Genomic DNA, 20,603 nt, shown 5'->3' on the forward strand with positions numbered 1-20,603 from the left:
AGTTCCTTATTTAGTTTTAAAGTTTTCCATTTGACAGAAATGAGTCTCGGTGGCTGATCGTTTGGTGGTCCGCGGTGCCAGGGAGCACAACCTCAAAGGGGTAGATATTGATCTGCCCCGCGATGCGATGGTGGTGTTTACCGGCCTGTCCGGATCAGGTAAGTCCTCGCTCGCTTTCGACACAATCTTTGCCGAAGGGCAGCGCCGCTACGTGGAGTCCTTAAGCTCCTACGCGCGTATGTTCTTGGGGCAGATGGATAAGCCGGACGTTGATTTCATCGACGGGCTTTCGCCAGCGGTGTCCATCGACCAGAAATCAACCAATCGCAATCCGCGATCCACCGTCGGCACGATCACCGAAGTGTACGACTACCTGCGTCTGCTTTTCTCCCGCGCGGGCACGGCACACTGCCCGGTATGTGATGCCAAGATCGAGCGACAGACTCCGCAACAAATCGTCGACCAGGTGATGGCGATGCAGGAGGGACTGAAGTTTCAGGTGCTGGCCCCCGTGGTGCGCACGCGCAAGGGCGAATTCGTGGATCTCTTCGCCGACCTTGCGGCGCAGGGCTATTCCCGCGTGCAGGTCGATGGGGAGGTGTACTCGCTCAGTGAGCCACCTTCGCTGAAGAAGCAGGTCAAGCACGACATTGACGTGGTGGTTGACCGTTTGCAGGTCAAGGAGAGTCAGAAACAGCGCCTGACGGACTCGGTGGAAACCGCGCTCACACTCGCCGATGGCGTCGTGGCGCTGGAGTTTGTCAGCCTGGACAAGGATGACCCGCAGCGGGTGCGTCGCTTCTCCGAGAAGCTGTCTTGCCCCAACGGGCACACGCTGGCGGTCGACGAGCTAGAGCCGCGCGCTTTCTCCTTCAACTCGCCCTACGGTGCTTGTCCGGCCTGTGATGGACTGGGCACCAAGACGGAGCCAGATGTTGACCTGCTCATTCCCGATGTCGACGCGCCGATTAACAACGCGGTGCAGCCGTGGACCTCGAGCCCGAATCACGGCTACTTTGAAAAGCTTGTCGACGGCTTCGCGCAGTCCCAGGGGATCGACCCCACCACGTCATTCGCGCAATTGACCAAGAAGCAGCGCGAGGCCTTCCTCTATGGCAGCAGCGACGTGGTTACGGTGCGTTATAAGAATCGCTACGGTCGCATCCGCAGCTGGAGCGCGCCCTTCGAAGGCGTGATGGGCTATCTCAAGCGCAAGCTGGAGGCCACCGACTCGGACTGGTCAAAAGAGCGCCTGCTGGCCTACACCCGCGAGGTTGCCTGCCCCACCTGTAACGGCACCCGCCTGCGCCCGGAAATCTTGGCCGTGCGCTTGGCCTCCTCCTCTCAAGGCGAACTTTCCATCGCCGGGCTTTCGGAGCTGTCTGTGGAGGATGCGGCTGAGTTCCTTAACTCCTTAACGCTGGGCAAGCGTGAGGAAATGATCGCGGGTGCGGTGCTCAAGGAGATCCAGGCACGCCTGAAATTCCTGCTCGACGTGGGACTCAACTACCTCACGCTCAACCGTGCCGCAGGCACTCTTTCCGGCGGCGAGGCGCAGCGCATCCGCCTTGCTACGCAGATTGGTTCGGGCCTAGCCGGTGTGCTGTACGTGCTCGACGAGCCTTCCATTGGCCTCCACCAGCGTGACAATCAGCGCCTGATTGCCACCCTCGAGCGGCTGTGCGACATTGGCAACACGCTCATCGTTGTCGAACACGATGAGGACACCATCCGCGCGGCCGACTGGCTCATTGACATCGGCCCTGGTGCCGGCGAATACGGCGGCGAGGTGGTCTACCAGGGCAAACCACAAGGCATCCTCGAGTGCGAAAACTCCGAGACCGGCGCGTATCTCTCTGGGCGCAAAGTGCTGGGTATCCCGGAGACACGGCGCCCGGTGGATAAGGACCGCCAGCTTAAGATTGTCGGGGCCAAGGAAAATAACCTGCAAGACATCGACGTCACCATTCCGCTTGGCGTGCTGTGCTGCGTGACCGGTGTGTCAGGTTCCGGCAAATCCACCGTGGTCAACCAGATCCTGGCTAAGACCTTGGCCAACAAACTCAACCGGGCGCGCCAAGTGCCAGGGCGTGCCAAGCGTGTCGAGGGCACCGAGCATCTCGACAAGCTAGTGCAGGTGGATCAGTCGCCGATTGGTCGCACTCCGCGCTCAAACCCGGCTACGTACACGGGCGTTTTCGACAAGATTCGCACCCTGTTCGCGGAGACCACCGAGGCGAAGGTCCGCGGCTACAGGCCAGGCCGCTTCTCCTTCAACGTCAAGGGCGGACGCTGCGAGGCCTGCCAGGGTGATGGCACGTTGAAGATCGAGATGAACTTCCTGCCGGACGTCTATGTGCCGTGTGAGGTCTGCCACGGCGCGCGCTATAACCGCGAGACCCTCGAGGTGCGCTACAAGGGCAAGAATATCGCCGAAGTATTGGACATGCCCATCTCTGAGGCCGCCGAGTTCTTCGAGCCGATCACCTCGATCCACCGCTACCTCAAGACACTGACCGAGGTCGGTTTGGGTTACGTCCGTTTGGGGCAGTCGGCCACCACGCTGTCCGGTGGTGAGGCCCAACGCGTGAAGCTCGCCTCCGAGCTGCAGAAGCGCTCCAACGGTCGCACCATCTATATCCTCGACGAACCGACCACGGGCCTGCATTTCGAGGACATCCGCAAGCTCATGCTGGTGATCCAGGGTCTGGTGGACAAGGGGAACTCGGTGCTGGTCATCGAGCACAACCTGGACGTGATCAAGGCTGCCGACTGGATCGTAGACATGGGTCCGGAGGGCGGCTCGGGCGGCGGCACGGTAGTTGCCGAGGGCACCCCGGAGCAGGTGGCCAAGGTGGAAGGCTCGTATACGGGCCAATTCCTCGCGGAGATCCTGAAAAAGGAGAAGGCCGGGAAATAGGCCTGGCACCACCCGTTTCGATCGTTGGTACCGTTGCCGAATGTCAGATTTGCTTTGCGAGTGTTTCATGCGATAGAGTCGTGAGCACTACCGCCTGTAGGCGCTTCACGCGCCCTCAGGTCGCAAGTGGAGATCTTCCCACCCGAAGCCGCCCTCGCTGGTTGGACAAGGGTCTATGAAAAGGTATTGCAAAAACTCTTTGTCGAGTTTGGTTGCAGTATGGTTTAAGAGGTCTCCCGTCGTTCCCAATCCGGAAGGACGGGATTTTTCTTATGCCTAATCTATCAGGGGAATCAAGCTTTCGATTTACGGTACGTCACATTTTCCATCCGCTACTTGAGGAGTCCCCATCAGCGCTGAAGCTCGCATCAATGAGCGCATCCGAGTTCCCGAGGTTCGCCTAGTTGGCCCCAACGGGGAACAGGTAGGCATCGTGCGCATTGAAGATGCACGAAAGCTCGCGTACGACGCTGACCTCGACCTGGTTGAGGTTGCGCCGAACGCAAAGCCGCCAGTCTGCAAGATCATGGACTACGGAAAGTTCAAGTACGAGCAGGCCCAGAAGGCTCGCGAAGCTCGGAAGAACCAGCAGCAGACTGTGGTCAAGGAGCAGAAGTTCCGTCCCAAGATCGATGATCACGATTACGAGACGAAGAAGAATAATGTGATCCGGTTCCTCGAAAAGGGATCCAAGGTCAAGGTCACCATCATGTTCCGCGGCCGCGAGCAGTCGCGCCCGGAGCTGGGTTTCCGCCTCTTGGAGCGCTTGGCTGAGGATGTTGCCGAGTATGGCGTCGTTGAGGCGAAGCCAAAGCAAGATGGTCGCAATATGACCATGGTGTTCGGCCCGGCTCGCAAGTCTAAGAAGTAACCACTGAAGAGAAGTCAAAGGACGTACATTTCATGAAGCAGAAGACCCACAAGGGCACCGCTAAGCGAATCAAGGTCACCGGCTCCGGCAAGCTGCGTCGTGAGCAGACCAACCGTCGCCACCTGTTGGAAGGCAAGCCTTCTACCCGCACCCGCCGCCTGAAGGGCACCGAGGACGTCGACAAGGCTGACGTCAAGCGCGTGAAGCGTCTGCTGGGCAAGGCCTAAGGAAACCGCCGTCATTTTCGGCTCAAGGTCTTCATACCCATATTTCAACCACGAGAGTTTTTCAAAAAGTTAAGGAAGTATCACAGTGGCACGTGTCAAGCGCTCCCTGAATGCCAAGAAGAAGCGTCGCGCTATCCTCAATTCCGCCAAGGGTTACCGTGGCCAGCGCTCCCGGCTGTACCGTAAGGCCAAGGAGCAGTGGCTGCACTCCATGACCTACTCGTACCGCGACCGTCGCGCTCGCAAGTCCGAGTTCCGTAAGCTGTGGATCACCCGCATCAACGCTGCTGCCCGCATGAACGACATCACCTACAACCGTCTCATCCAGGGTCTGCGCCTGGCCGAGATCGAGGTTGACCGCAAGATCCTTGCCGAGCTGGCCGTGAACGACTTTGCCGCCTTCTCCGCAATCTGCGAGGCTGCCAAGGCTGCCCTGCCGGAGGACGTTAACGCTCCTAAGGCTGCCTAATCTTTTAAGGCATACCTGCCCGGATCCCATCAGTGGGGTCCGGGTTTTTGCATTTTTGCTTGCCGACGACGGGTGGTGCGCACCTGTAATGTTGATCGGGCTAGGGAAGAAGCAAAAATCGGGGAAACAAATGTTCGGAAGATTTCCTCGGAATATCAAGTTGGGTCGCAATCAAGTGTTAGAAACTTCGTATGTCTCGAAAACCAACCAGCGTTGAAAAAGGTTATCTCTTTCGTCGTTATGAACTGCAGGGATTGACGTCCCTAGCGCCCATCATTGAATCAAGACGATGCGGTGTTTACATCCTTGAATTTGCCAACGGTGAGCGATATGTCGGGCAAAGCGTTGATCTGAGGCAACGCTTTGCCCAACATGTGCATGGTTCCGGGCATGAACCATGGAATGATGTCGTGGCGTTTTCCTTCGTGGATGTCCCTGTAACGGACTTAAACCAAGTCGAAGCTGAAATGATTGAAAACCAACTGTCGGAAGGTAGGCGTTTGCGGAACCGGCGGCTGAATTTTGATTATCAGGGCAGCGCGGTAATTGATGGCGTAATCAGTGTTGAGGATCAAAACCATTGGGCTTGTGGTAAGTGGGCTCTCGACTGTGAGGCTTTTGAAAGGGCAGCACAACGACCGGTGCTAGGTTCAATCAAACTTCAGCAGTCAAAGGTTGGAAATACTGTGCATCCAATCTTGAAACGAAATGATGATGGTGACGTAACGTTTGCTGATGCGGTCATTTATGACTTGGTGCATGTCTTGACGGCAATCCCTGCTGCTGTTGATTTGGAGCGTCGATATTGGACGGTCTCGGATTATCCCTCGACCGCGGCGCGCGGTTGACAACTTTTAATGTTGGCGAACTTGAAGTTTATGCCTGTTCAAGAAGATTAGAAGAGTATACGTTCGTTGATGGTGATTCTTTTCAGGATGTGACTGCTTTCATTAATCTTCCCCCTTGCAGTATCTTTGAGCATCCCAATGGAGATTTGGGCTCGAAAACACTTCCGGAGGCGAAAGAGCAATGGTTGGAATTGGCAGAAGAGCTTCCGGTGCTATTCGAGAAGCACTCGTATTCACTTACCCTGACCGATGTCATCGCATTTCCTGTTGGTTGTCTTGCTAGCCTCCTTGAAGTGCAGTTCGTCCGGGAGGCGTTTCAGAATCTGATTCTCAAGCTTCTCCGCCGTGGTGAGTGCGGGCTATTTCGCCGTTGGCACAGCGAGGACCTGGCAACCTTGATGTACAAAGAAGTGTGGTGTTTCATCGAGTCAGGAGAGTTGAGTGGTCTGTGATGTTTGTTCAAAAGCTCCCCATTGTTGTCAATAGGTCGATCTCGAGAATCCACAGGTAGTGTTGAAAGACATGAAGCTGGATTTTGAAAACGCCTTTACCGAGCGCACGCCACGCATTGTCAAGGCTGCCAAATTGCATCGCGCCTCGGAGCGTCGCAAGGCCAAGGCTTTCATAGTCGAGGGGGAGAACTCGGTCGAAGCTGCGGTGGCAACGGGGGCTGCCACAGACGTGTTTGTCACCGAGAAAGCAGCGGAGCGCTTCGAGCCCATTGTTCGGATGGCAGGGCACATGAACGTCTACGTCCACGCCATCAGTGACAAGGCGGCAAAACACCTGTCTGATACCACGGCCACCACTGGAATCTTCGCCGTCTGCGAGCCGGTGCTGTGGACCACTGGCAAGGCGCTGGCAGGTCGGCCGAATTTGGTGAGCGTGCCGGTGCTCACCAATGACCCCGGCAACGCAGGTACGCTCATCCGGGTCGCGGACGCGATGGGAGCTGATGCTGTGATTTTCGCCGGCGAGACTGTTGACCCGTTGTCGTCGAAGGTGGTGCGCTCCTCAGCCGGATCCATCTTCCACCTGCCCGTCGCACGTGACACCAACATCAAAGACGTCCTCGGGCAGCTTCGGTCCAAGGGACTGCAAATCTTGGCCACCACCGCTGACGGCGAGGTCAACCTCGATGAGGCGGAGGAGCTGCTGGCCCAGCCGACGGCGTGGCTATTCGGCAACGAGGCCCACGGATTGGGTCAAGAGCTGCTCGAGCTTGCCGATCACCGCGTGCGCATCCCCATCCGCGGCCGAGCCGAGTCACTGAACCTGGCCACCGCCGCCTCGATCTGCCTGTACGAGTCCGCGAAGGTGCAGGTAACCCGCATCGTCGACTCCCAATAATCGCGCCCCGTCGCGGTCTTTAGCCCCCGCTGGGAAAACACCGGGGGAGAGTGGGCGTGGCCGGTTGCTGGGCGCTAATATAATAGTTTGCCTTGCGCTGTACGCAGTTCGCTGCCAACGACCTGCTAAACGACCTACTTGAAAAGTCAATTGAAATAGAAAGTCACCACGTGTCTGAGAATCCAGCAATTGAACTGACCGAAGAAAGCCTCAACGCCGCAGCTCAAGCTGCCGTTGACGCTTTTGAGGCCGCCGCCAACTTGGAAGAGCTCGCCGTCGCACGCCGCGATCACCTCGGTGATAACGCGCCGATCCCGTCGGCACGCAAGTCGCTGGGCTCGCTGCCCAAGGAAGACCGCAAGGAGGCTGGGCGCCTGGTCAACATCGCACGTGGCCGCGTCGAGAAGCGATTTGCAGAGGTCAAGCAGGAGCTCGAAGAAAAACGCAACCTCGAGGTGCTCAAGGCTGAGCGCGTGGATGTTACCGTGCCCTCCACGCGTACGCAGGTCGGCGCCCTGCACCCCATTACTACCTTGAGCGAAAACATCACGGATATTTTCGTGGCCATGGGCTACGAGGTGGCAGATGGCCCCGAGGTCGAGGCCGAGTACTTCAACTTCGACTCGCTGAACTTCATCCCGGACCACCCGGCACGTACCCTGCAGGACACCTTCCACGTTTCCGAAGCCGGATCCAAGCAGGTCCTACGCACGCACACCTCGCCGGTGCAGATGCGCACCATGCTCTCCCGCGAGGTGCCGATCTACGTTGTCTGCCCGGGACGAGTGTTCCGCACCGATGAGCTCGACGCTACCCACACCCCGGTCTTCCACCAGATCGAGGGCCTTGCGGTAGATAAGGGCCTGTCGATGGCCCACCTGAAGGGAACCCTAGATCACTTGGCCAAGACGCTATTTGGCCCGGAGACCAAGACCCGCATGCGTACCAACTACTTCCCGTTCACCGAGCCTTCGGCCGAGGTGGACGTGTGGTTCCCGAATAAGAAGGGCGGCGCGGGCTGGATCGAGTGGGGTGGCTGCGGCATGGTCAACCCCAACGTGCTGCGCGCGGCCGGCATCGACCCGGAGGTCTACACCGGTTTCGCCTTCGGCATGGGTCTGGAGCGCACCCTGCAGTTCCGCAACGGGCTCAACGACATGCGCGACATGGTAGAGGGCGACGTGCGCTTCACCCAGCCCTTCGGCATTCGCGCCTAACTCTGAACGACACGGCGCGGCGCCTTTACGCAGAGATGGCCAGCGCGCCGAACACACAAGAATTTCTAGACTTTTCAACGAGGAGAAAATTTCATGCTGATCGCTCAGAGCTGGGTGACAAGGCTGCTCGGACACGCGAATCCCGGCTGGGAAGTAAGCGCAGAAGAGCTCGACTCCGGATTCGTTCGCGTAGGATTCGAGACCGAAGGCTACGAGACCATTGCTGAGACGACCGGCCCACTGGTCATCGGCTGCGTGGAGTCCATCGAGGAGCTCACCGGCTTCAAGAAGCCGATCCGCCACTGCATGGTCAATGTCGGCGACGCCAACGGCACCGGTGAGCTGCAGTCCATCGTCTGTGGTGCCCGCAACTTCGTGGAAGGATCCACCGTTGTGGTCTCCCTGCCTGGTGCCGTGCTGCCGGGCAACTTCGTCATTTCGGCACGCGAGACCTATGGTCGTATGTCCGCGGGCATGATCTGCTCCGCCGCAGAGCTGGGCTTGGCAGACAAGCAAAACTCCGGCATCATCACGCTGGATCCGTCCGTAGGGGAGCCGGGCACGGACGCCCGCCCGATCCTGGGCCTTGCTGACACCGTCTTCGACGTCAACATCACCCCGGACCGCGGTTATGCCCTGTCCGCACGCGGCCTCACCCGCGAGCTGGCCTCCGCCTTCAACCTGACCTTCACCGATCCGGCGCTCGACCCGGCCGTTGCTGGCATTGATACCTCCGGTGTCCCGGCAGCCGAGGGTTTACTCATTGACGTCACCCTTGAGCCCGCCACCAAGGCACGCCGCTTCGGCCTGCGCAAGGTCTCAGGCATCGATCCCAAGGCGGAATCACCCTTCTGGATGCAGCGCGAGCTCATGCTGTGCGGCCAGCGCCCGGTCAATGCCGCGACCGACGTCACCAACTACGTCATGATGTTGCTCGGCCAGCCGATGCACGCCTTCGACGCCGACAAGGTGGCAGGATCCCTGGTTGTGCGCAATGCGGTGGCGGGGGAGAAGTTCGAGACCCTCGACCACGTCGTGCGCGAGCTTTCCGACGAGGACGTGGTCATCTGCGACGACAACGGCATCTCCTCGCTCGCTGGTGTCATGGGCGGCACCGTCTCCGAGATTTCTGAGGAGACCACCAACGTTTACTTCGAGGCGGCAACCTGGGATCAGATCACCACTGCGCGCACCTCGCGGCGCCACAAGCTCAGCTCTGAGGCCTCCCGCCGCTTCGAGCGTGGCGTCGACCCGGCCATCGTCGAGGTCGCCCTCGATGTCGCCTGCGCGCTGCTGACCCAGATTGCAGGAGGGACGATCGAGTCCGGTCGCACCCTCGTCGGTGAGGTCGAGGCCATGCCCACCATCGCGATGAAGGCCTCTCGCCCGAGCCAGCTGGCCGGCGTGGAATATTCCACGGAGACGGTCATCTCCCGTCTGCAGGAGGTCGGTTGCGACGTAACCGCCACTGGTGACGTGCTGGAGGTCGTCCCGCCGACCTGGCGTCCGGATCTTGGCGAGTCCGCTGACCTCGTCGAGGAGGTGCTGCGCCTGGAGGGGCTGGAGGCCATCCCGTCCATCGTGCCGAACGCGCCGGTAGGAACCGGATTGACGCCGGCACAGAAGCGCCGTCGCGCCATCGGCCACGCGCTGGCCTACAACGGATACCTGGAGATCCTGCCGACCCCGTTCATCCGCCAGGACACCTTTGACACCTGGGGGCTCGAGGCCGATGATCCGCGCCGCAACGTGGTGACGGTTCAGAACCCGCTGGACGCCGACTACGCCGTCCTGGGCACCACCTTGCTGCCTAGCATGCTGGAGGCGCTCGCGCGCAATATTGCCCGCGGCCAGACCAGCCTGAGCCTATTCGGCCTGCAGCAGGTCGTCATCAAGCGCGGCAGCGGATTCTCGCCGATGCCTTCCGTCAAAAAGCGCCCGACCCAGGACGAGGTGCAGGAGGTTTTGGATTCCCTGCCGCTGCAGCCGCTGTACGTTGCCACAGTAGGCACCGGCAATATCGAATTCGAGGGTCCGTGGGGAACGGGTCGCGAGTACACCTACGCCGATGCCATCGAATCCGCCCGCGTGGTCGCCCGCGCCGCCGGGGTGGAGCTCGAGCTCGCCAACACCGGCGAGGAGGGATACCTGCCGTGGCATCCGGGTCGCTGCGCGCAGCTGCTCGTCGACGGCGAGGTCGTCGGCCACGCCGGTGAGCTGCACCCGCAGGTCATCGAGCGTCTGGGTCTGCCCAAGCGCACCTGTGCAATGGAACTCAACATCACCGCACCGGCGCTCACCGAGCCGGCTCCGGCGCCGGTGCTGTCGGCCTTCCCGACGCTGAAGCAGGATCTAGCCTTGGTTGTCGACGAGGCCACCCCGGCGGAGTCCGTGCGCAAGGTCATCGCCGAGGCGGCAGGTCAGTTGTTGGAAAAGGTCGAGCTTTTCGACGTCTACCGTTCCGAGAGCCTGGGCGAAGGCAAGAAGTCGTTGGCCTTCGCGCTGACCTTCCGCGCCAAGGATCGGACATTGACCGACGACGAATGCTCCGAGGGCAGACTTGCCGCAGCACAGGCGGCGGCCGAGAAATTCGGCGCAACGATGCGTGCCTAATGTTTCCCATGTGGGGATTAAAACCCCGGTCCTTTCACCGAAAAGCGTTATAAGCCCAGCTTATGACCCTACGGATGGAGGGGCCGGGTTTTATTAGTCGTGCATATTCCGCAGCTTATTCTGCATAAAATGAGAGAACTTGCAAAATATACATTCCGGTGTAGTATGTCAAGGTATGTCTATTAAGGTTGCCATCGCCGGAGCAAGCGGCTACGCAGGAGGGGAGATCCTGCGTCTACTGCTTGGTCATCCCGCATTCTTGAGCGGTGATTTGGAGATCGGAGCGTTAACCGCCAATTCCACCGTGGGAACGCCGGTGGTCGAGCTCATGCCGCATCTGCCGCAGCTTGCCGATCGAGTTATTGAGCCCACCGATGCCAAGACTCTATCCGGACATGACGTGGTCTTTCTGGGGCTGCCGCACGGGCATTCTGCTGAAATTGCTCGCCAGCTAGGGCCAGATGTCCTCGTGATCGACTGTGCGGCAGACTTCCGACTGCGTGACGCGCAGGCGTGGGAAAAGTACTACGGTAGCGAGCATGCGGGCTTTTGGCCTTATGGCATCCCTGAGATGCCCGGCCACCGAGAACAACTGAAAAACACCAAGCGGGTAGCCGTGCCAGGTTGTTTTCCCACGGGCGCTACCTTGGCCTTATGGCCGGCCGTTAATGCCGGCCTGATTGAACCAAAGGTGTCCGTTGTGTCAGTAACCGGCGTTTCGGGCGCAGGCAAAAAGGCTTCCGTGGCCATGCTCGGGTCGGAGACGATGGGCTCACTCAAGGCCTATAACACCGCAGGTCGCCACCGTCACACCCCGGAAATAGCCCAAAACCTCGGCGAATTCACCGACGAGGATGTCGTCGTTTCCTTTACCCCGGTTCTGGCTCCGCTTCCGCGAGGAATTCTTACCACCGCAACCGCGGATCTTCGTGCAGGCATCGACGCTGCAACTGCACGCAAGGTCTACGAGCAGGCCTATGGCAACGAAACCTTCGTCTATCTCCTGCCGGAGGGCATCCAGCCACAAACCCAAAACGTGGTCGGTTCCAATATGTGCCACCTTCAGGTCGAAGTGGATGAGCATGCCGGGAAGCTGTTGGTTACCTCGGCGATCGACAACCTGACGAAGGGCACCGGTGGAGCTGCGGTTCAGTGCATGAACCTTGCTCTAGGCCTCGAGGAGACGGCCGGACTTCCGCAGGGCGGCGTAGCCCCTTAAAGGCTTTCAATATCACACGCGGTGATGGTGGAATCTTCGCCCTCGGGTCTGTCATCCTTGAAGCAGACCTAGACTTCTCGCAGGCGCTGCCTGCCCTGTGCTGGCAAGCGTTGCACGTGGCCTTGAGTAGTCAGCATTGTAACGCCAGTTATGAGCGAGCAGGGCCAGGAAGAAATAGAGACTTAAAGTTTTTTGGGTATAACCCCGTATAAAGAAAGTAGTAAAGACATGAGCGACAGTGGTGTAACAGCCCCTAGCGGATTTAAAGCCGCGGGGCTTGTGGCCGGAATCAAGGCCTCGGGCAACAAAGACATGGCACTCGTTGTCAACGAGGGGCCTGAGTTCACTGCTACCGGCGTTTTTACCCGCAACCGCATCGTTGCCTCCCCGGTGAAGCTCAGCCGCAAGGCCATAGCTGACGGCACGCTCAAGGCCGTGGTGTATAACTCGGGAAATGCCAATGCGTGCAACGGTGCGCAGGGCGATGCCGATGCCGCGACCGTCGTCAGCCATGTCGCCAACAAACTGGGCCTAGATTTCGATGAAGTCGCAGCGTGCTCGACGGGCATCATCGGCGAGCCTCTGCCGGTGGACATTGTGCTCAAGGGGATAGATGGCCTCGTAGACAGCCTTGGCGACAATGGTCATGATGCAGCAGTTGCCATCATGACCACCGACACCGTCTCCAAGGAGGCCGTCGTCGAGAAGGATGGTTGGACGATCGGCGCCATGGGCAAGGGTGTGGGCATGATGGCTCCGTCTTTGGCAACGATGTTGGTGTGCTTGACCACCGATGCGTCGGTAAGCGCGGAGGTGGCTCACGCGGCCTTGGAAAAGGCCTGCGCGGTGACCTTCAACACGCTTGATATTGACGGTTCGACCTCCACCAATGACACCGTATTGTTGCTGGCCAACGGCGCCTCCGGTATCAGTCCCTCGGTGGCCGAATTCGAAGCGGCCGTGCTCCAGGCCTGTGCCTCCATCGCCGATCAATTGCAGGCCGATGCCGAGGGGGTCACCAAGCGCGTGCGCATCACGGTCACCGGGACCACGACCGATGAGCAGGCCTTGAACGCGGCGCGCACGCTCGGGCGCGACAATTTGTTTAAATGCGCGATGTTTGGTTCCGATCCGAACTGGGGTCGCGTCTTAGCGGCCGTGGGCATGGCAGATGCCGACATGGATCCGGAAAATATCAGCGTGTACTTCAACGACCACGCCGTGTGCCTGAAATCCGGGGGCACCCCGGATGCCCGAGAGGTTGATCTATCGGGTGCTGACATCGACGTCCGCGTGGATCTGGGTACCGGCGGCCCCGGGGAGGCGTTCGTGCGAACCACTGATTTGTCGTACGCCTACGTGGAGATCAACTCCGCCTACTCGACCTAGTATGCGCCCGGACTCCGCCAGGTGACCACCGGTCGAGGCTGGCGAAGTCCCTCACGCGCCTTTTCGTGGGCGCATGCTTTCCGACGCCTCACGGTGGGCAGTCCCGAATCAATCGCAACCGCACCAATCCCAAGGATACGACCGATGACTCAAGTCTTCGATGAACTCACAGCCCAGGAGCGGGCAACCGTTCTCGCCGAGGCATTGCCCTGGCTGCAGCACTTCCGCGACAAGATTGTCGTGGTGAAGTACGGCGGAAACGCCATGGTCGACGACGAGCTCAAGCGAGCCTTCGCTGCCGATATGGTTTTCCTGCGGACGGTCGGTGCGAAGCCGGTCGTCGTTCATGGTGGTGGCCCGCAGATCTCCACGATGCTGTCACGGCTAGGACTGGAAGGGGAATTCCTCGGTGGCTTCCGTGTGACCACCCCAGAAGTGATGGACGTGGTGCGCATGGTGTTGTTCGGACAGGTCGGCCGCGACTTGGTTGGCCTCATCAACTCGCACGGTCCTTACGCCGTGGGAACCTCTGGTGAGGATGCCGGTTTGTTCCTGGCCGAAAAGCGCTTAGTCGATGTGGAGGGTGAGCTCACAGACATCGGGTTGGTGGGCGACATCGTGCACGTGGATGCTTCCAGCCTCATGGATATCATCGATGCGGGCAGGATCCCGGTGGTGTCCACGATCGCCCCAGATGCTGAGGGCACGGTGTACAACATCAACGCTGATACCGCAGCAGGTGCGCTGGCAGCCGCGATTGGCGCGGAGCGTCTGCTCATCCTGACCAACGTCGAAGGCATGTACACGGACTGGCCGAATCGTGACTCCCTCGTCTCCCGCATCAACATCCGGGAACTCGCCGAAATCATGTCGAAGCTTGACTCCGGCATGATCCCGAAGATGGAATCGTGCCTGCGCGCTGTGGAAGCCGGTGTCAAGGCTGCGCACGTGATCGACGGTCGAGTGGCGCACTCGGTGCTACTAGAGCTTCTTACCTCTGGGGGTATCGGCACCATGGTCACCCCGGAGGATGGTGCCGACGATGTCACCGAAGAAACGACATACCGGAAAGGCGAAGGAAAATAATGACCCACTCCACTGACCCAAACGCTCCTGTGGATAACGCTTCGAGCCTTGTTTCTGGGACCAGCGCCCAACAGCTGTGGCCACAGGTACTGATGAACAACTACGGCACCCCAGCGTTGGAACTTGTCTCGGGCAAGGGGGCGATTGTTACCGATGCGCAGGGACACGAACACATTGATTTGCTCGGCGGCATCGCCGTCAATTCACTGGGTTATGCCCACCCAGCAATCATCGATGCAGTGACCAAGCAGGTGTCCACACTCGGACACGTGTCCAATCTGTTCGCTTCGGCGCCAGTGGTCAATGCCGCTCAAAAGATCGTCGATCGCTTCGCCCAAGGTGATGTCGAGGTCGCAGCCCAGACGCGTGTGTTCTTCTGCAACTCCGGTACCGAGGCAAACGAGGCCGCTTTCAAGCTTGCTCGCTTGACTGGTAAGCGCCGTATCCTCGCTGCCGAGCACGGGTTCCACGGCCGCACGATGGGTGCGTTGGCAATGACCGGGCAGCCGGACAAGCGGGCGGCCTTCGAGCCGATGCCGCAAGGGGTGGAGTTTTACCCTTACGGAGACATCGACTTCCTTCGCAAACAGGTACTGATTAACCCCAGCGATACTGCCGCCATCATTCTCGAACCTATCCAGGGCGAAACTGGCGTTATTCCGGCACCCGATGGCTTCCTTTCTGCAGTTCGCGCGCTGTGCGATGAGTTCGACATTCTCTTCATCGTCGATGAAGTGCAGACCGGAATCGGTCGTACCGGTGATTTCTATGCCTTCCAACACGAGGGGGTGCGCCCGGATGTCGTCACGATGGCCAAGGGGCTCGGCGGCGGTCTTCCCATCGGCGCCACGCTTGGTTTTGGCAGGGCGGCGCAACTGTTTACCCCAGGCAAGCATGGCACCACCTTCGGAGGAAACCCGGTCGCCTGCGCTGCCGCTAATGCTGTCTTAGACACCATCGACGACGCCTTCATCGCGGAGGTGGCCGCGAAGGGGCAGCTGTTTAGCGACCTGGTCGGCACTATTGATGGCGTGGATTCAGTCCGCGGCCGCGGCCTCATGCTTGGTGTTGTTCTCAGCAAGCCGGTGGCTAAGGAGGCCGTGGCACAGGCAGCTGAGTATGGGCTCATCCTCAATGCCCCGAGCGAGTCCGTCATCCGGATCACCCCGCCGCTGGTGATCACCGACGACGAGATCCGCGAGGCGGTCTCGCGCCTTGAAAAGCTGCTTGCCAGCCTGTAATCGTCTGGCATAGTACGCAGAAATTCTCTTTGGCGGCCACGATGATTATGCAGCCGCAGCCGGTGGCGATTCCGGTAGGTTGAGGCAGTGGCTTCAACCGCAACGCTCATTTTTCAACACCCTCTTCGCATGAGGATACAAACACAAGGAGCCCGCGTGAACATTTCTCACAAGCCCGTACGTCACTTCTTGGCAGACGATGACCTGTCCCCGGCCGAGCAGGCCGAGGTGTTGGAGCTGGCTATCGAACTCAAGAAGGCGCCTTATTCGAAGAAGACCTTCGAGGGACCACAGTCGGTTGCCGTTTTGTTCGACAAGACGTCGACCCGCACCCGCTTTTCCTTCGACGCGGGCATCAACGCCCTTGGCGGAAACGCTATCGTCGCTGAGACAGGCAAGACGCAGATGGGCAAGGGCGAGACCTACCAGGACACCGGGGCTGTCTTGTCCCGCTTCGTCTCCGCTATCGTCTGGCGCACCTACGCCCACACTAACTTCCTAGAGATGGCGGAGACCGCCACTGTTCCGATCATCAACGCGCTTTCCGACGACCTGCACCCATGCCAAATCTTGGCTGATTTGCAGACCTGCGTTGAGCACCTGTGCCCCGAGCAGGGGCCGCAGGGGTTGAAGGGCAAAAAGGCCGTCTACCTCGGCGATGGTGACAACAACATGGCCAATTCCTACATGTTGGGCTTTGCCACCGCCGGCATGGACATCGCCATCTGCGCCCCCGAGGGTTTCCAGCCAAAGGCACAGTTCGTCGAACGCGCGCAGGCGCGAGCGGCCGAAACCGGTGCGACGGTGACAGTTGGCGCGGACCTGTCCCTGGTGGACGGTGCGGACGTGGTGATCACCGACACGTGGGTATCGATGGGGATGGAAAACGACGGCATCGACCGTCGGACCCCCTTCTTGCCCTACCAGGTCAACGATGCCGTCATGGCTCGTGCTGGCAAGGAAGCGATCTTCTTGCACTGCCTTCCGGCCTATCGTGATAGCGAGGTGACTGCTTCCGTCATCGACGGTCCGCAGTCGGTGGTCTTCGATGAGGCTGAAAACAGGCTGCATGCGCAGAAGGCGTTGCTGGTCTGGCTCATGGAGCACCAGCCACAGGACTAATAATTCATAGGTCGGATCGCTGTGAGTGTGGCCGATGCCATGAAAATCTATGCGAAAAGTGCCTGCTAGCACTTTAGATATTCGGAATATAATTAGGTAGACTAATTTTCGTTGCATAGTTTCACGGATTTTTTCCGGTTGAGGCGAGAACCTCACGCGGGAATGCGGCGCCAAGGCGGTGGGGCCGGAAGGCGTCGTCAAGCAAGAACTACTGCTCAAGTGCTGGCACACCGCACAGGCTCTGCCATCGCCAGCCACCTTCTGACCTAGTCGGGAAAAGGTGTCAACGCGACGGTTCCAGCACGTGGGCGCAACCTGCATCGCATCCACACGGTTCATTCATAGATTTCTACATAAGGGAAGGTTTCATGAGCACAAGCCCGATTACGCGCACAGTCCGTCAGGCGCTAATCCTCGATCTTCTCGAACAAAACCAGGTCTATAGTCAGATGCAGCTTTCCGAGCTGCTCAAGGACAAGGGTGTGGAAATCACGCAAGGAACGCTTTCCCGCGATCTCGACGAGCTAGGGGCCAAGAAGGTTCGTCCAGATGGAGGCCGTGCGTATTATGCGGTCGGCCCGGTTGACGATGCCACGGTCAACGCTGGTGTGGGCACCCGCGAGAAGCTGCGAAAGATGCTTGACGATCTGCTCGTCTCCACCGACTATTCTGGCAACATCGCCGTGCTACGCACCCCGCCGGGGGCGGCGCCGTTTTTGGCAAGCTTCATCGACCGGGTGGGGATGGACGAGGTGGTGGGCACCATAGCCGGCGACGATACCGTGTTCGCCTTGGCCCGCGATCCACTCACCGGCAAAGAACTGGCCGCGTTGCTCGGCCAGCGCAAGGTGGGGTAGCAGCCACACCGTTGAGGGAGTCGATGCTTCTCGCGTCTGCAACCTCCTGCTAGAAATAAATAAGACTTGTTGGCCGACGTCATACCCAGCGTCCACAAGCCGGGGCAGCCTGGCCAACACAAGAAAACTTCACTTCAAGGAGAAAAGATGACTAACCGCGTCGTGCTCGCTTATTCGGGCGGCCTCGATACTTCCGTGGCGATTCCTTACCTGGCCAAGATGACCGGCGGCGAGGTCGTCGCCGTGTCCCTCGACCTGGGCCAAGGCGGCGAGGACATGGAATCCGTCCGCCAGCGCGCGCTTGATTGTGGTGCCGTCGAGGCCGTGGTCATTGACGCCAAGGACGAGTTCGCCAACGAATACTGCCTGCCCACTATCAAGGCCAACGGCATGTACATGAAGCAGTACCCGCTGCTTTCCGCCATTTCTCGCCCTTTGATCGTCAAGCACCTCGTCCAGGCAGCGAAGGAACACGGCGGCACGCACGTCTCCCACGGCTGCACCGGCAAGGGAAACGACCAGGTCCGCTTCGAGGTCGGCTTCCGCTCCCTTGCTCCTGAGCTGGAGATCATCGCTCCTGCCCGCGACTACGCATGGACCCGCGACAAGGCCATCGCCTTCGCTGAGGAGATCAACCTGCCGATCGAGCAGTCCAAGAAGTCCCCGTTCTCCATCGACCAGAACGTCTGGGGTCGCGCGATCGAGACCGGCTTCCTGGAGGACCTGTGGAACCCGCCGACGAAGGACCTGTACTCCTACACCGAGGACCCCAATCTGGGCAACGCGCCGGATGAGGTCATCATCTCCTTCGAGGCCGGCGTACCGGTTGCCATCGACGGCCGAAAGGTCACCGTCTTGGAGGCCATCGAGGAGCTCAACCGCCGCGCCGGTGCGCAGGGCGTGGGCCGCCTCGACATGGTCGAGGATCGCCTGGTGGGCATCAAGTCCCGCGAGGTCTATGAGGCGCCAGGTGCGATCGCGTTGATCACCGCCCACGAGGCGCTCGAGGACGTCACCGTCGAGCGCGAGCTCGCTCGCTACAAGCGCCTCATCGACGCCCGCTGGTCCGAGGAGGTCTACGACGGCCTGTGGTACGGCCCGCTCAAGCGCTCCCTGGACGCCTTTATCGAGTCCACCCAAGAGCACGTCACCGGCGACATCCGCATGGTCATGCACGCGGGCTCCTGCGTGGTTAACGGCCGCCGCTCCAGCCACTCGCTCTATGACTTCAACTTGGCCACTTACGATACCGGCGATACCTTCGACCAGACCTTGGCCAAGGGCTTCGTCGAGCTGCACGGCCTATCCTCCAAGATCGCGAACCGCCGCGACCGCGAGGCCTAAGCTTTAGACCCGTACCGCCATCGGGGCTCACCTGTGTATTTGAGGTGAGCCCCGACGTGCATGCCTAAGGCCTGCGTTGGTGCAGCTGCGCACCGTGCTTGCCGACGATGGCGACGCGCCTTCCCCAAGGCTCGATCATGCAGTTTGCACGTGGGCGCGGATAGGTTACTAATAGACTCGAACGCGAGTGTTGATTCGATGACCAAGCCCAGGGCTTGCTGCTTGGGGCGCGAATTCCTACTAACGAATAAAAGAAGAGGCGATTGAGATGACTGTGCACAAGCACGGAACGAACCAGGGTGCGCTGTGGGGTGGCCGGTTTGCAGGCGGACCGAGCGAAGCGATGTTCGCGCTGAGCGTTTCCACCCATTTCGACTGGGTCCTAGCCCCCTATGACGTGCTTGCCTCCAAGGCGCATGCCAAGGTGCTGCACGCCGCGGGGTTGCTTTCCGACGAAGACCTCGCCACCATGCTTGCCGGCCTCGATTCGCTCGGCGCGGACGTGGCCTCGGGCGCCTTCCTGCCCGAGCCGACCGACGAGGACGTCCACGGCGCCATGGAGCGCGGACTTATCGACCGCGTCGGCGCCGAGGTCGGCGGACGCCTGCGCGCTGGCCGTTCCCGCAATGACCAGGTGGCAACCTTGTTCCGCATGTGGGTCCGCGACGCCATCCGCGACATCGCAGCCCAGGTCACCGAGCTGGTGGGCGCGCTGAGCACGCAGGCCGCGAATCACCCGGGCGTGATCATGCCCGGTAAGACGCACTCGCAGGCCGCGCAGCCAATCCTCCTGGCCCACCAGTTGCTGGCGCACGCCCACCCGCTGCTGCGCGACATCCAGCGCCTCCAGGATCTGGATAAGCGCCTGGCCGTGAGCCCCTACGGCTCCGGAGCGCTGGCGGGTTCCACCCTCAAGCTTGACCCCGAGGCGATTGCCGCGGAGCTGGGCTTCGACTCGGCCTGCGACAACTCCCTCGACGGCACCTCCTCGCGCGACTTCGCCTCCGAGACCGCCTTCGTGCTCGCCCAGATCGCGGTGGACATGTCCCGACTTGCCGAGGAAATCATCTATTGGTGTACGCCGGAGTACGGCTACGTAACCTTGGACGATGCGTGGTCGACCGGCTCGTCCATCATGCCGCAGAAGAAGAATCCCGATGTTGCTGAGCTCACCCGTGGCAAGACGGGCCGGCTTATCGGCAACCTCGCGGGGCTCATGGCCACCTTGAAGGCCATGCCGCTGGCGTATAACCGCGACCTTCAGGAGGACAAGGAGCCGATCGTCGATTCGGTGGCGCAGCTTAACCTGCTGCTGCCAGCCATGACCGGTCTAGTCTCTACTCTTGTCTTCCACCCAGAACGCCTGGAGGAGCTCGCGCCGGCGGGCTACACCCTGGCCACGGACCTGGCGGAGTGGATGGTCCGGGAGGGGGTTCCTTTCCGCGAGGCCCACGAAGCCTCCGGCGCCTGCGTGCGCCTTGCCGAGGCCCGCGGCGTGGGCCTGGACGAGCTCACCGACGAGGAACTGGCCAGCGTCGACGACCGCCTGACCGCGGATGTGCGCCAGTACCTGACCATCCAGGGGGCGGTGGCATCTCGCGCCACCCGAGGTGGTACCGCCCAGGTTCGGGTCGACGAGCAGCGGGCGCGCGTCGATGAGCAAAACGCCACCTATCTCTCCTGGGCACAGACCCCGGTGCGGGGATAGAATTCCCACGGGCGGCTCCTGAGGGGAAGTACCGCACCGTAGGCGTCGTTAAGCGAAAAACGCAAGCGATGCCGACGGTGCGTTTTCGTTCGTGGCAAGCGCGCAAGCAGCCTGCCAAAATA

General features: G+C 60.3%; 17 protein-coding genes. All 17 read left to right on the top strand.

All coding sequences use genetic code 11. The features are described 5' to 3' along the window. Positions 1 to 49 precede the first annotated feature (49 nt). The 17 genes from uvrA to argH all read left to right on the top strand — a co-directional run bounded on the left by uvrA (position 50) and on the right by argH (position 20,481). The gene (uvrA, locus tag PAB09_RS06465; protein ID WP_271035186.1) at positions 50 to 2,920 is read left to right on the top strand and encodes an excinuclease ABC subunit UvrA; all 2,871 of its coding nucleotides are present in this window, start codon (positions 50 to 52) and stop codon (positions 2,918 to 2,920) included. A gap of 349 nt (positions 2,921 to 3,269) precedes the next feature. After that, the gene (gene infC / locus PAB09_RS06470) at positions 3,270 to 3,791 is read left to right on the top strand and encodes a translation initiation factor IF-3 (RefSeq protein ID WP_271035300.1); all 522 of its coding nucleotides are present in this window, start codon (positions 3,270 to 3,272) and stop codon (positions 3,789 to 3,791) included. Positions 3,792 to 3,823: 32 nt separating this feature from the next. Next, positions 3,824 to 4,018, top strand: coding sequence for a 50S ribosomal protein L35 (rpmI, locus tag PAB09_RS06475; protein ID WP_271035187.1), 195 nt, complete (start codon positions 3,824 to 3,826; stop codon positions 4,016 to 4,018). Positions 4,019 to 4,103: 85 nt separating this feature from the next. Beyond that, positions 4,104 to 4,487: a 50S ribosomal protein L20 gene (rplT, locus tag PAB09_RS06480; protein WP_271035188.1), complete on the top strand. Its 384-nt coding sequence runs from the start codon at positions 4,104 to 4,106 to the stop codon at positions 4,485 to 4,487. Between the two features lie 191 nt (positions 4,488 to 4,678). Further along, entirely contained in the window at positions 4,679 to 5,335 is a 657-nt protein-coding gene (locus PAB09_RS06485; RefSeq protein WP_271035189.1) for a GIY-YIG nuclease family protein, read from the top strand. Next, positions 5,293 to 5,787 carry a hypothetical protein gene (locus tag PAB09_RS06490; RefSeq protein ID WP_271035190.1) on the top strand — a complete coding sequence of 165 codons (495 nt, stop codon included), beginning with the start codon at positions 5,293 to 5,295 and terminating at the stop codon, positions 5,785 to 5,787. Before PAB09_RS06485 ends, PAB09_RS06490 begins: the two co-directional genes overlap by 43 nt. A gap of 70 nt (positions 5,788 to 5,857) precedes the next feature. Next, complete coding sequence (locus PAB09_RS06495; RefSeq protein WP_271035191.1) at positions 5,858 to 6,685, top strand: TrmH family RNA methyltransferase; 828 nt, start codon at positions 5,858 to 5,860, stop codon at positions 6,683 to 6,685. A gap of 170 nt (positions 6,686 to 6,855) precedes the next feature. Beyond that, positions 6,856 to 7,902, top strand: a complete 1,047-nt coding sequence (pheS, locus tag PAB09_RS06500; protein WP_271035192.1) for a phenylalanine--tRNA ligase subunit alpha — start codon at positions 6,856 to 6,858, stop codon at positions 7,900 to 7,902. 93 nt (positions 7,903 to 7,995) lie between these two features. Next, on the top strand, positions 7,996 to 10,515 hold the full coding sequence (pheT, locus tag PAB09_RS06505) for a phenylalanine--tRNA ligase subunit beta (RefSeq protein ID WP_271035193.1): 2,520 nt from the start codon (positions 7,996 to 7,998) through the stop codon (positions 10,513 to 10,515). 175 nt (positions 10,516 to 10,690) lie between these two features. Continuing rightward, positions 10,691 to 11,734 (top strand): N-acetyl-gamma-glutamyl-phosphate reductase, encoded by a 1,044-nt coding sequence (argC, locus tag PAB09_RS06510; RefSeq protein ID WP_271035194.1) that lies wholly within the window; start codon positions 10,691 to 10,693, stop codon positions 11,732 to 11,734. 228 nt (positions 11,735 to 11,962) lie between these two features. Continuing rightward, positions 11,963 to 13,123 (top strand): bifunctional glutamate N-acetyltransferase/amino-acid acetyltransferase ArgJ, encoded by a 1,161-nt coding sequence (gene argJ, locus PAB09_RS06515; protein WP_271035195.1) that lies wholly within the window; start codon positions 11,963 to 11,965, stop codon positions 13,121 to 13,123. Between the two features lie 144 nt (positions 13,124 to 13,267). After that, complete coding sequence (gene argB / locus PAB09_RS06520) at positions 13,268 to 14,209, top strand: acetylglutamate kinase (protein ID WP_271035196.1); 942 nt, start codon at positions 13,268 to 13,270, stop codon at positions 14,207 to 14,209. 92 nt (positions 14,210 to 14,301) lie between these two features. Next, positions 14,302 to 15,450, top strand: a complete 1,149-nt coding sequence (locus PAB09_RS06525) for an acetylornithine transaminase (protein WP_271035301.1) — start codon at positions 14,302 to 14,304, stop codon at positions 15,448 to 15,450. 162 nt (positions 15,451 to 15,612) lie between these two features. After that, positions 15,613 to 16,572 carry an ornithine carbamoyltransferase gene (gene argF / locus PAB09_RS06530; RefSeq protein WP_271035302.1) on the top strand — a complete coding sequence of 320 codons (960 nt, stop codon included), beginning with the start codon at positions 15,613 to 15,615 and terminating at the stop codon, positions 16,570 to 16,572. 368 nt (positions 16,573 to 16,940) lie between these two features. Then, a complete protein-coding gene (locus tag PAB09_RS06535; protein ID WP_271035197.1) occupies positions 16,941 to 17,429 on the top strand; it encodes an arginine repressor in 489 nt (162 codons plus the stop codon). Positions 17,430 to 17,576: 147 nt separating this feature from the next. Next, on the top strand, positions 17,577 to 18,773 hold the full coding sequence (locus PAB09_RS06540) for an argininosuccinate synthase (RefSeq protein ID WP_271035198.1): 1,197 nt from the start codon (positions 17,577 to 17,579) through the stop codon (positions 18,771 to 18,773). A 274-nt stretch (positions 18,774 to 19,047) separates the two neighbouring features. Continuing rightward, on the top strand, positions 19,048 to 20,481 hold the full coding sequence (argH, locus tag PAB09_RS06545) for an argininosuccinate lyase (RefSeq protein WP_271035303.1): 1,434 nt from the start codon (positions 19,048 to 19,050) through the stop codon (positions 20,479 to 20,481). The last annotated feature ends 122 nt before the right edge of the window (positions 20,482 to 20,603 follow it).

Source organism: Corynebacterium sp. SCR221107 (assembly GCF_027886475.1).
Taxonomy (GTDB): domain Bacteria; phylum Actinomycetota; class Actinomycetes; order Mycobacteriales; family Mycobacteriaceae; genus Corynebacterium.

Excerpts from the sequence above, each read along its gene's own strand:
- rpmI (WP_271035187.1), top strand. The coding sequence starts at position 3,824 with ATGAAGCAGAAGACCCACAAGGGCACCGCTAAGCGAATCAAGGTCACC.
- PAB09_RS06485 (WP_271035189.1), top strand. The coding sequence starts at position 4,679 with ATGTCTCGAAAACCAACCAGCGTTGAAAAAGGTTATCTCTTTCGTCGT.
- PAB09_RS06495 (WP_271035191.1), top strand. The coding sequence starts at position 5,858 with ATGAAGCTGGATTTTGAAAACGCCTTTACCGAGCGCACGCCACGCATT.
- pheT (WP_271035193.1), top strand. The coding sequence starts at position 7,996 with ATGCTGATCGCTCAGAGCTGGGTGACAAGGCTGCTCGGACACGCGAAT.
- argC (WP_271035194.1), top strand. The coding sequence starts at position 10,691 with ATGTCTATTAAGGTTGCCATCGCCGGAGCAAGCGGCTACGCAGGAGGG.
- argJ (WP_271035195.1), top strand. The coding sequence starts at position 11,963 with ATGAGCGACAGTGGTGTAACAGCCCCTAGCGGATTTAAAGCCGCGGGG.
- argB (WP_271035196.1), top strand. The coding sequence starts at position 13,268 with ATGACTCAAGTCTTCGATGAACTCACAGCCCAGGAGCGGGCAACCGTT.
- PAB09_RS06525 (WP_271035301.1), top strand. The coding sequence starts at position 14,302 with ATGAACAACTACGGCACCCCAGCGTTGGAACTTGTCTCGGGCAAGGGG.
- PAB09_RS06535 (WP_271035197.1), top strand. The coding sequence starts at position 16,941 with ATGAGCACAAGCCCGATTACGCGCACAGTCCGTCAGGCGCTAATCCTC.
- PAB09_RS06540 (WP_271035198.1), top strand. The coding sequence starts at position 17,577 with ATGACTAACCGCGTCGTGCTCGCTTATTCGGGCGGCCTCGATACTTCC.